This window comes from Hominilimicola fabiformis (genome assembly GCF_020687385.1).
In the GTDB taxonomy this organism is placed as follows: Bacteria; Bacillota; Clostridia; order UBA1381; family UBA1381; genus Hominilimicola; species Hominilimicola fabiformis.
Genome location: NZ_JAJEQM010000007.1, coordinates 21,586 through 33,760 on the forward strand (window position 1 = coordinate 21,586; position 12,175 = coordinate 33,760).

The following is a 12,175-nucleotide window of genomic DNA, read 5'->3' on the forward strand; positions in this document are numbered from 1 at the left end:
AGCGTGGCGGCGCACGGCTATGTTTACTAATAAATTTCAAACAAAAACAGCCAAACTTGCCCGTTCTAAAAATACGGGTAAATTTGGCTGTACGGTATGAGTGTGTTTTTGCTCCACCATCTGAGTCCGAATTATTATTCTTTCTGCTGCTTGCCTTGTGTTGATGAGAGCGATTTCTTCTAATATATACAAATATAATTGGTGTTGGACAACGACACATTATATATCACTCCTAACCGCACGGCAACTCACTTTATAAAAGCGGATACCATATATGCGTGCAAGATTGCCACGCCAAATGTATTTAGTTATATTGAATTTATTTCATTGTTGCAAAAAGTCAAAAAAGACCATAGAATTACTGTAAATTCTACGGCCTTAATATTGGTTTTTGCTTGTTATTTACTTTTTTATATCTTTTTTTCATAATCAACACCTGCGGATATGTCAGCACAGATTATAGTTTTAGCAAGGCTTTCTTTTTGATCTCAAATACATTATTTTGTTCCAAATGCCATAATAGCCGTTCCTGATCCTATCTCGATAGTTTTGATAAATGATATGTAATTTGAGAAATATAATCCGGCTCGACATATGATGAAGCATCCAATAACAGTTTATCAACCGAAGTTCCTAATGCATCAGCTATATTAACCAATGTATCAATTTTTATATTGATTTTTCCTCTTTCAATTTTTGAAAGATGTTTCTCCGATATGTTAGATAATTCGGCTAATTTTTCTTGGGTAAAACCTCGCTGTTCTCTATAATTACGAATGTTATCACCCAATTTTTCGTAATCCATATTTGTAGTATCACTCCTAACATAATTATACTAGTGCTTTGCTGTTTTTTTTTACTGCTCCAATGCTTAATTTAGTAATCACGCAGGATAATACTACCCACATAAATAAAAATAGAGCTACACACATTTATATGGTGTAGCCCTAATAAACTTTTGATTATTATGGAATGTATGGATTTGGATTAAATAAAAGTATAATCAAATCTATCAATATTTTAGCTTAAAAAGTTCATAGTAATAAAAACAAGCTTTTCAATATCTATTGTATAAAAGTTATATATTGTTTACATTACTTTCAATATAATAATTAAATCTTCTATGTCAATCAAGCCGTTACCATCTAAATCGCAATGTTTAAAATCGTTCCAATCAATAGATTTTTCACCCATTCGATAAAATTTTTGGCAATATGTAATATCAAGAAGATCAACTACTCCGTCAGCGTTTACATCACAGCTTGACTTTTTAGTGACATTTGTATTTGCGCTTTCGGCGGTAATCTTAGTTGTAAAGTAAACTGCTTTTCCGTTTTTATCATATCCTGCTGCCGAAACATCAACAAGCCTTATTCCGACCGTCATATCGTTAAGAATTTCTTTGAATTGAACCTCAGCTGCATCGAAAAGCTCATTTTTGGTTAAGCTTCCGCCCGCACCGTTTTGCAGATAGGACAGTGCTATTGTTGCGGTGTTATCATTATTCCACTTAATTCCAAGGGGAGTAAAACCGTTCTTACCGATTAGGCTTTCAAATTGCAAAGCATCATCTTTTTGAAATGTAAATGATACGGTAGCCACCTTTTTAATATTTCCAAGCTGAAATCTAAAAGGAATTATATTCCCTGTAAGAGTATTTTTCTTTACGCTAACCGCCGCTGCGATCGGAAGTGTTTCAGCTTGCTTTTCATTGACGGTAATATCACAGCTTGCTTTTATTCCGTTTACTGTTTGAGCTGTAATCACCGCATTTCCTGTCTTTTTTGCCGTGACTTTTCCGCTTGCTGATATTTGTGCAACATCGGTGTCGGATATGCTCCAAGTGACAGTTTTGTTTGATGCATTTTGGGGCATAATCTCAGCGTTCAGCATTGCACTTTCGCCCTCGGTTAAAACAAGTGCGGACTTGTCAAGTGTTACCGATTGCGGATATATCACCTCGGCTGCGGAAAGCGAATAATAATCAGAAATATAAGTATTTCCGGCATAATCAATCAGTGCAATTTTCGCCTGTGTCAGTCCTTTAAATCCGGAGGTAGATAAATCAAAAGTGATTTCCGATGTTGCATCTGACGATACGGCATCGGGTTCTATCCATTTGGTAATCGGCTCATTTCCCGTTGCGGTTGCACACACTCCTTGAATAAAGTGATTGTCATGGACGGTTACAATCCACTTTGCCCCCTCTATACGGCTTGAAATTACCTCCGGTGGTACACTGTCAATCACAATCGGAAAAGCTTTTGTTTCTTCGTGTTGTCCAAGTGTTGCCGTTATTTTATAAACATAATTTCCGTCATCGAGAGGAGTGTTCCATACATCAAACGGTGCCCAGCCCTTTGCTGCCATTGGTGTGTAATAGCCTTCAGAGGAATGATAGCTTTTTGAAACATTTGTCGAGCTTTCGCTGTAAACGGTATTTCCGTCAGAGTCATCTACCGAAAAAGTCAGTTTATCGGCATTTCTGAGGAGTGAAACGGCGGCGGTCACATTTTTGCCGGTTTCGCTGCCCTTTATCGCAATTTTATTTGCGTTATATTCTGTCGCTCCGTCGACATAGTAATTATGACCGAGAATATATCCGCCGCCATCACTGTTTCTGAACTGTCCGATTTGTGTTTCGCAGATTGAAGCAGGTTCATCATCATAAATATCAGAATCAAATATGTTAAGCGCTTGCCAATCTCCAAAAAAGCCCATAAACGGATAAGAAAGTGATACTTCATCATTTTGTATCGGAGTCATCGTCACAAATCCCTCAATATAAATTCCGTTTGGAAATTGAGCTTTGAGATTTGCCTTTCCTTTTTCCGTCAATTCAATTTTGACATTGACCGGAGTTTCTCCGTTTGGAACAACTGTGATTTTTTTCGGAATTGTTACGGAAACCTCATCGTCCGAAAGCTTTCTTGCCTTTTGCGCCATATAAACGACACCGTTTTCCGAAACCGTATCTTCCGTCAAAACGGTTATTGTTGGCTCATATTGAAGCGTATCATCGCCAATAGATACTGCTTTAAAATCAAAGCTGAAATTTCCGTTTTCATTATATCCGATTTCTGCTTTCGGTCTTGAATTATCCGAATTTAAAAGAAAAACATCTGATTTCATCGCATTTTGCAGTTGAACCAGACCCGCACCTTGTTTTCTCGGTGAGTACGGAATACCGTTTTCGTCCTGAACGGGAACTGCAGTACTCATCATCAGAGCATTAAAAAGACTCGTTCTTTGCTCGGCTGTCATATTTATTCCGTCACGATTTTCCGAAATGTATTGTTGCATAACAGCTGCCGCACCTGCCATATGCGGTGACGCCATTGATGTACCGCTCATATTCCCGTAAAGTCCGTTCGGAAGCGTTGAGTAAATATCTCCGCCGGGGGCAGTGATTTCGGGTTTCAATTTTAAGTCGGAAGTAACACCCCAAGAAGAAAAATCACTCATTTTTCCGCTATAAGTATCTTTGAATGTGTCAACATAATCTTTGCTTACGGAAAGTTTTTTATCGGGCTGTCCGCAAAGATATTCACCGTCGGTTTTGCTGATAAAGACACAGGGGATTTTGTTATCGGTGGACATATTTATAAGCGCACCGTCAACATTATCATAAATGATTGCGGCAAGCGCACCGGCATTTTTTGCGTTGCTTTCCTTTTGAGCAAACGTCAGAACTTCCCCGTTTTCCTCACCGGCACGCTGAATCAGAGCAATTTTTTCTTTGAGGTTTTTGCCTGAAAAATCTGTTGCAGCACCGACGCCGCAATCGACATATTCAAGTGTGCCTGAAAGAGATATAAGCCGGTCGCTTTCTTTTTCTGCCGGATCATTATAACGAATTTTTCTGCCGTTTGCAAGCAGATAAATTGATGTCGTTTCGATATTGTTCATACTCGCAATCGAAAGAGCGACTTCATAGGTTGATGGTGAGGCGACCACACCGTTATCGGGTTCTGTCGCTTTCGACAAATCGTTTCCGGCTGCATTCTCATATGTTGAGCTGTATTCGTTTCCGGCTGCACAGTATAAAGCTATTCCTGAATTTTTTACACGATTATAAACTTCACGCATAGATTTATATGCACTTTCGGAAAAGCCTGCCGTTGAGCCAAGGCTCATATTAATGGCATCCACGCCGAATTTAACCGAATCGTCAAGCGCTGCCAGAATATCGTCATCATATGCACCGCCGGATGAATCACCGAACACCTTCATAATAAACAGCTGTGCATCAGGTGCGACACCCTCGACCACACCGCCACTGTTTGCACCGACAATTCCGGCAACGTGCGTTCCGTGCGATTCACCACCGGAAACATTGGTGTCAACATCGGCATAATCATATGCGTATGGGATTTTATCGTTGATATAGACCTTTGAAACATTCAACTTTCCAATCGTCATTTTATTGTTTTTTATAACGCTTTCAATATCCTCTTTGGAATATTTCGGACTGTTCACCGATGAAAATGCCGGGTGCGATAAGTCAAGTCCGGTATCGAGAATTGCTACGGCACTGTTTTTGCCCGTAAAACCCAAATCACCGGCAATATCGCCGCCTATCGCGGATACTCCGCCGCTTGAATAGGTATCTATCGGTTCAGGCAAAGAGTAAAATTCTGCAACAAAAGCTTCTTTTACACCGTCGGTTTGTTTGATAGCTTCCAAGTCCGCAATATTCGCTTCAACAGCCAAACCGTTCATAATTGTAGAATACTCACGCTTAACGGTAAAATCCATACCGCTTTGAACAAGGCTTTTTTTGACAGACTTGCGATTCTGCTCAAGCCTTTGCTCTATCTCTTTTGCTTCTTTTGATGAAAGAAAATCCGAAACATTAGAATATGTATTGATTTTTTCACTGTAAGAAAGCAAAGGCGAGTCTTCAAGTTCAATAATAATACGAGTGTCTTTATTCTCATCACTTTTGCTGATACAATCTGACAGCGAAACAAAAATGTCATTAGTTTCGGCAAATACAGCTGAATTTGAAATTATAAGAAACGCCGAAATAAATGCTGAAATCATGCGTTTGAAAAATTTATTATTCATTTTATTTTCTTAAAACCCTTTCGTAAATAATTTGGCGTTATTTACGGTTAGTGACGACTAACTATAAATAATATATCATAAATGTTTTGATTTGTAAAGTATCTACAAATATTTTTTTCAGTATTGACAAATTAAATTTGTTGTGATACATTTTATTTTGTTAATTATGGTGTGACGACCGAACAAAAGAGCCGAGAACAGGGCTCTTTTAAAAAATACTACGGTTAGTTAAGACAAACCACAAATGAGGAGTGATGTACGAAATATTTATTTTTTTTACAGGTAAGTTAGTTAAAACTAATCTAATAATCAACTAAAGCAGCGAGGTGATCAAGTGAACTTACGCAAAAAAATAATCGGAGCAATTGTAACTGTGTTGATTGTAATAACAAACATTGTTGTCTTTGCACAGACAGAGAAAAAACCGCAAACCACATTAGCGGTTGAACCAAAACGCACCGAAGCAGGGATAGAGTATAATTTATACTTAGAAAACACGAACTGTTTAAGTACGCTTTTCTTTGAGATGAATTTTGACGGTAAAAATGTCGGAAAAGCAACTCTTGAAAAGAACGAATGCTTTGACATATTGCATACAACTTGGAATACCGACAACAGGATTTCTGTAAAAGGATACCTCGGAAGAACCGGTAATAAAATGGGGTTTTCGTCAAACGAAAGAATTAAGGTTGCGAAAATCGTCATTCCGATTGATGTTTCCTCAGCCGGGGAGTTTATTGCGGATATATCAAATGTGATATGTGCCGGAATTACCGAAACAGACGGTACTGCGGTAAAAGGAGAAGTAAAAGTTTACGAAACAAGTATAAAGTATTCCGCAAAAGAGTGCAGCATTTTAGATTTCAGTCAAGATGCGGTTGATATTCTTTCTTCCAAAGCTCAAAATGTCGATGTGATTTTTGCGGCATATGACGAAAACGGCAAATTGGTAAGCGCTCACAAAGAAAATGTTACATTACAGCAAGGCAAAAATAAACTTGATGTCAGCGGAATTGATTTCACTAATTCCGAGTCTATATCAGTTATGATATGGGATAGTATGGCATCAATGCGTCCATTTGCGGATAAAGCAACGATAAATAAATAGAATGGAGATTATGCGATGAAAAATTTATTCAAAAAAACAATGATAACGATGTGTTCGGCAGTGATGCTGATGGGAATCGGCGCGGTCAGCGCCAATGCTGCCACTACAACGGTCGGAGATTTTACGGTTGACCGCTCAAAATCCGGCTACTCCTCGCCGTATGTGGTAAGCATTTCGGCATATAACGGCGAAGGCGGCAAAATCACTTTGCCGACAACCGCAGAAATCAACGGGAAGGAATATCAGATAACCTCTGTCGGCAATGCATTTGAGGAAAACGAAAGTATTACCGGCGTCACGATTCCGGACGGATATACGGAAATAGGACTCAGTGCGTTCAAGGATTGTACGGGACTGCAAAGCGTTGAAATCCCCGGATCTGTGGATATGATTTCAACAAACGCATTTTCCGGCTGCACAGCACTTAATACCGTAAATTTTGACGATGATACGGCAGCGTCGCTTACGATCAATTTAGGTGCATTTGCAAATTGTACCGCACTCACCTTTATTGAGCTTCCGGCAAGACTCAGCTCGACAAGATACAATTTTCTGTACGGCTGCGATGCATTGACATCAATCACAATGAAAGACGGTGCGCAAAAGTTTGCCACTGTTGATAATGTACTTTACAATGTCAGCGATGATGAGGCGGTAATGGTTGTATATCCCGGCGGAAAACCGGAAACGGAATACACCATTCCGACAGAAGTGAACGGAAAAGCAGTAACTTCCACTGCAATGCACCTTTTCAGAAACAACTCTGTTTTGAAAAAAGTTACCGTTCCGGCAAGCATTACAAGCTTGGGTGGCTACACATTTAACGGAATGAAAGCCATTGAGGAAATTGTCCTTGAGCATGAAACAGCTCCGTCAATCGGCTCGGAAATTTGCACCGAGATGAATACCGGCAGCAAGGTCATTGTGAAAAACGAAGAAGTTGCAAAGATTTTTGAATCCACATCTGCATATACCAAATATTATACACCCGAAAAAACAACTATAACTGTTGCGGGGCAAACTCCTGAAGTCAAGACAGTTTCCACAAGCTTTTCTGTTTCGGCAGAGCCGGAAATAAAGGACGGAAAAGCGGTTTACAGCATTTATTTTGATAACGCCGAAAATGTGAATACGGTTCTTTTAAAGGTGTCATTCGATACGGCACAGGTTAGTGAAGGTACGGTTACGGTTGCAAATGACAAATTCACAAGCGGAACATCAAACTGGACAGAAGAAAACGGAAAACTTATCTTAAAGGCATATGTCGGAATTACCGGAAATGTTTCGGGATTTTCTTCAGCAGAAAAAACAAAGCTTGCAGAAATTGCCGTTCCTTTAAAAGCTGATGCAAAGGGAAATATCACTGCAAAAATAACCGATGCGAAAGCGGCAGGCGTTGTCGGTGAAGATGAGTCGGCAATGAACGGTACAGTCACAATGGGCACATCATCGGCAAACGTATTTGTTCCGAATTATGATGTAAATAGCAACGGTACGGTCGATATTATTGATATTACCGAGGCGCAAAGATACTATCAGGTAGCATCATCGGATGAAACTTGGGCAAAAGCGAAAGCAATGGATGTAAACGGCGACAACAAGGTTGACATTCAGGACTACATAGACATATTCAATCATTTAAGCGATTTCTAAAAAGGAGTATATATGAAGAATAAAATTTTTAACAGATTATCTTCTCTTGTAGTGATTGCGGCTATGCTGATGGGATTTACCGTCAGCGTATCTGCCGGCAATGACGGACTGATTGGTGCAAATATCAAAGACGGTCAGCTCCTCGGTTATTTCGGAGACGGCGGAGATATAAAAATTCCCGATACCGTCACCATTATTGCGGGAGAGGCATTTTTAAATAACGATAATATCACAAGCGTAACAATTCCAGGCAGCGTACAGGTAATCGGCTACCATGCATTTGACGGCTGTACCGAATTGGAACGGGTTATATTTGAAGACCCGACAGACGGAGCCGATTTGATTATCCGATTGGATGCTTTTGCAAATTGCCCGAAACTTACGGAATGTGAAATTCCCGCAGTGGCAAGCTATGTGACGGCGAATGTATTCAAAGGTTGCAGCAGTATGGAAAAAATAAAGGTACATCCGCAAAACCCGTATTATTTTACGGACGATAATGGCGTTATGTTCGGACCGCGGGTCAATGAGGGTGAGCCGCAGTATGACGATCCGAATTTGACATTGACGGCTTATCCGAGCGGTAGAGAGGGATTATACAGTATCCCCGAAAGCGTTCAAGGAAGAACCGTTGACCGCATCTGGTCAGGGGCATTCAAAAATGCCGAAAAGCTGACGGATATAGAGATTCCCGAAAACGTAAAAATCATCGGAGGCAACGCTTTTGAGCATTCGGGATTAACCGATGTAACAGTACCCGATACGGTAGAGTCGCTGGGTTCCGGGGCGTTTGAAGATTGCACAAAGCTTACGCATATTCAGTTACCGAAAAATCTGACAAGCATACCGCACAGCATTTTCAAAGGCTGTACAAGCCTTTCGTCAATCGAGTTCCCACAAGCGGCGACCAATATTGAAATGTATGCATTTGCCGATTGCAAATCGCTTACAAATCTAATTCTTCCGGACGGACTTGTGAATATTACACTGGCGGCATTTGAGGGCTGCACCAATCTGCAAAGAGTGGTGATTCCGGCAAGTGTCACGGGATTTCCGAATGATGATACGCTCGGAGCTTATGATATGTTCCCCGACAGTCCGAAAAGCCTTGTTGTATATGTAGAGAAAGGCTCAAACGGAGAGCGATGGGCGGTGAATAATGTTGCCGACTGGGGTTATCAATACAAAATTCTTGACAGTGTATCCAATCTTGACGGTGTTGATTTCGGAAGCTTTTACTTAATCAATCTCGACAAAAAAGTCAGGGTTGAGGGAAAGTTTTCAATCAATTCGCAGCTTGTTGTGAATGAGATAAATTCGGGCAACGAATATGATGCATTTCAGGCAAAATCGGAAAACGGAATTTTGAAAGTATATGAAGTATCCGCAACCCACGAAAGCGATACCTATACAATCAGTGTCGGACTTTCGGACGGCTGCTCCAAAAATGCAAAGCTGTATTACTATGAAAACGGCGAGGCGGTGGAAATTTCATCATCGCAAGTAAGCAAGACCTTTACCGTACAGACGGACAGTTTGGGATATTTTGCAGTAATTGATTCTTCAATATCCGGCGGAGAAGATCACGAAGTAACGAAAGTAACGCTGAACAAAACCACCGCAGCTATGAAAAAGGGCGACAAACTACAATTATCGGCAACGGTACTGCCACAAACGGCAACGAATAAATCAATTCGTTGGGAAAGCTCAGACAACACGGTAGCGACCGTTGACAGCAAGGGCGTTATAACTGCCGTTTCGGCAGGTAGTGCAAAAATCACGGCAACGGCAGTGAACGGTGTAAATGCTACTTGCACAATCTCCGTTACGGATTCCGAAACCCCAAAACCGGCAGAGGAAAAAATCGAAACCAAAGTATCGCTTAAAGCGGATAAAGCGGTTTCCGAAAAAGGAAAATCGTATTTCACGCTTGCACTTTCCGAATCGTCAAGGATTGCAAATATTCAAATTACTTTTGAAACATCAACCAATGATGTAACAGTCAGCGGAATTAACGGATTTACCGTCATTGGCGACGCAGAGGACGGCAAAGTGGTTTTGGGTTATCTCAATGCAAACGGCGAACTGTTTTCCTCGGCTCAGTCCGCAGATATTGCAAAAATTACGGTCAACGCCGAAAATGCAACACTGAAAATCACCGATGTCAAGGTATCGGGTTGGGACACCGATAAAACCGTAAAATACGGCAAAGTGAACGGAATCGACCCATCCGAGGCAACCTTTACGGATGCACTTTCCTATGACGTAAATCAAGACGGAACGATTGATCTTTTGGATATTACCGAAGCACAGCGTTACTATCGTGCAGATAAGAACAGTTCAAACTGGAATGATGCATCAAAATGCGATTTCAACGATGACGGCAGAATCGACATCGAGGATTATATGGAAATTTGGCTGAATTTTACAAAATAATGACGCATGATACAGGGCTGTATTCTACTATAGCCCTGTCATTTAAGTAGGAGGATATTATGAACAAAATAGCAAAAAAACTGTTTTCGGCTGCTGTGATTGTTTGTTTGAGTATTTCGTCTGTTGCTGCCTATGCGGCACAAATCACGCCCTCAAGCACAAGCATCACGCTCGGTAAAAACGATAAAGAAATTTCGTTTGATATTTTTTTAGAAGCTGACAGTGCATATGCAGGGGCGGAATTTGGTATTAAACCATCACAAAGCGATGTAGAATTTAAATCACTTGTCTTGTCAGATGAATTGCAGAATGAGTCAAAGGTACAGACTATAAAAGACGGATGTCTGTATTTCGGATTTTTTTCAAACACCAACAAATACAGCACCGAAAAAAAGAAAATAGCTACATTAAACTATACTTACAGTGGCAGCGGAATAAGGACAATTTCCTTAGTTGAATCAAAAATTGTAATAGTTGATAAAACAGGTAAAACAAACGGAGATACCTCATCAAGCCCGTTTACCGTTTCAATAACCCGACAAGGAACATCCGGCGGCGGTGGTGGCAGTTCTTCAAGCGGAGGAAGTATAAAGGAACCGGATATAATCATACCCATTCCTGACACGTCAAAAACCTATTCAGACAAAAAATTTGCGGATATAAACGGTCATTGGGCGAAAAACGATATTTACAGCGGCGTAAAGAACGGTTTGTTCGCAGGCATATCGGATACGATTTTCGATCCCGACGGAACTGTTACAAGAGCAATGGCGGTTACCGTTCTCGGTAGGTTTTCAAAAGATAATACAGAGAGTGCAGTATCGGCTTTTACCGATGTTACGGCAGATAAATACTATGCAAACTATGTTTCATGGGGTGCGGAAAACGGTGTTGTAAAAGGTATTTCCGAAACAGAATTTGCCCCCGAAAGTGCAGTTACTCGTGAACAGATGTCGGCAATGATTGTACGCTATCTGAATTACGAAGAGATCCCTTTACCGACCGGCAGCGAGAAAATAAAAGAACATAGCGATTATGAGCAAATTTCGGATTACGCAAAAGAAGATATGGCAATCTGTTATGAAATGGGACTGATAAAGGGGCATGACAGCGGACTTATCGAACCAAACGGAAATTTAACCCGTGCGCAGCTTGCTTCGATTATGGCAAGAATTTCAACTTATTTTAAAAATACAAAATAAAATTTAATAAAACTCTTGACAAAAAGATATAACACTGTTATTATGAATATAACAGTGTTATATTTTGCTTTGCGGAGGACTGAAAATGAATAGAAACGAAAATAATACGCTTGATGATATTCTGTCGGCTGCAAAAGCTGAATTTTCCGAAAAAGGCTTTCAATCGGCATCACTGCGCAGAATCGTAAAAAATGCCGACGTGACAACGGGTGCATTTTACGGTTATTTTAAGAGCAAAGAAGAATTGTTTGACGCACTTGTCGGCGAGCAATATGACACGCTTATGGGTATGTTTTGTGAAACGCAAAATGCTTTTACAAGGCTTTCACCGAAGGAACAGGCACAGCAAATGGGCGAGCTTTCCGGCGAGGGAATGATAAAAATGATGAATTATTGCTATGCCAATAAAGATGAATTTAAACTTATTCTCTGCTCCTCTGACGGCACAAAATATGAAAATATAATTCACGATATGGCGGAAATCGAAGTTGACGCCACGCATAAGTTTGCAAAAACAATGGAACAGCTCGGCTATCCGAAATACAATGTTGACAAAACACTTGAGCATATATTGGCAAGCGGATTGTTTTCGGCATTTTTTGAAGTGATTATTCACGATATTCCGCACGAAAATGCGGCAGAATATCTTGAGGAGCTCAAAGCGTTCTATACTGCCGGCTGGAAAAAAATTATGGGATTTTAATCC

7 protein-coding genes are annotated in these 12,175 nt (G+C 40.4%); 5 read left to right on the forward strand and 2 right to left on the reverse strand.

Features of this window, described 5'->3' with window-relative positions:
* Positions 1–535: 535 nt before the first annotated feature.
* Together LKE05_RS06280 and LKE05_RS06285 are read right to left on the reverse strand one after the other, a co-directional pair.
* The gene (locus LKE05_RS06280) at positions 536–805 is read right to left on the reverse strand and encodes a helix-turn-helix domain-containing protein (RefSeq protein ID WP_022229115.1); all 270 of its coding nucleotides are present in this window, start codon (positions 803–805) and stop codon (positions 536–538) included.
* Positions 806–1,089: 284 nt separating this feature from the next.
* Positions 1,090–5,070, reverse strand: a complete 3,981-nt coding sequence (locus tag LKE05_RS06285; RefSeq protein ID WP_308456278.1) for a S8 family serine peptidase — start codon at positions 5,068–5,070, stop codon at positions 1,090–1,092.
* A 334-nt stretch (positions 5,071–5,404) separates the two neighbouring features.
* On the opposite strand from LKE05_RS06285, the gene LKE05_RS06290 reads away from it, so the two are divergent.
* From LKE05_RS06290 to LKE05_RS06310, 5 genes are all read left to right on the forward strand, one after another.
* A complete protein-coding gene (locus tag LKE05_RS06290) occupies positions 5,405–6,178 on the forward strand; it encodes a hypothetical protein (RefSeq protein ID WP_022229113.1) in 774 nt (257 codons plus the stop codon).
* A gap of 15 nt (positions 6,179–6,193) precedes the next feature.
* Positions 6,194–7,831: a leucine-rich repeat protein gene (locus LKE05_RS06295; RefSeq protein WP_308456279.1), complete on the forward strand. Its 1,638-nt coding sequence runs from the start codon at positions 6,194–6,196 to the stop codon at positions 7,829–7,831.
* Positions 7,832–7,843: 12 nt separating this feature from the next.
* Positions 7,844–10,267: a leucine-rich repeat protein gene (locus LKE05_RS06300; protein WP_308456280.1), complete on the forward strand. Its 2,424-nt coding sequence runs from the start codon at positions 7,844–7,846 to the stop codon at positions 10,265–10,267.
* Positions 10,268–10,326: 59 nt separating this feature from the next.
* Positions 10,327–11,469, forward strand: a complete 1,143-nt coding sequence (locus LKE05_RS06305) for an S-layer homology domain-containing protein (protein WP_308456281.1) — start codon at positions 10,327–10,329, stop codon at positions 11,467–11,469.
* Between the two features lie 85 nt (positions 11,470–11,554).
* A complete protein-coding gene (locus tag LKE05_RS06310) occupies positions 11,555–12,172 on the forward strand; it encodes a TetR/AcrR family transcriptional regulator (protein ID WP_308456282.1) in 618 nt (205 codons plus the stop codon).
* Positions 12,173–12,175: the final 3 nt, after the last annotated feature.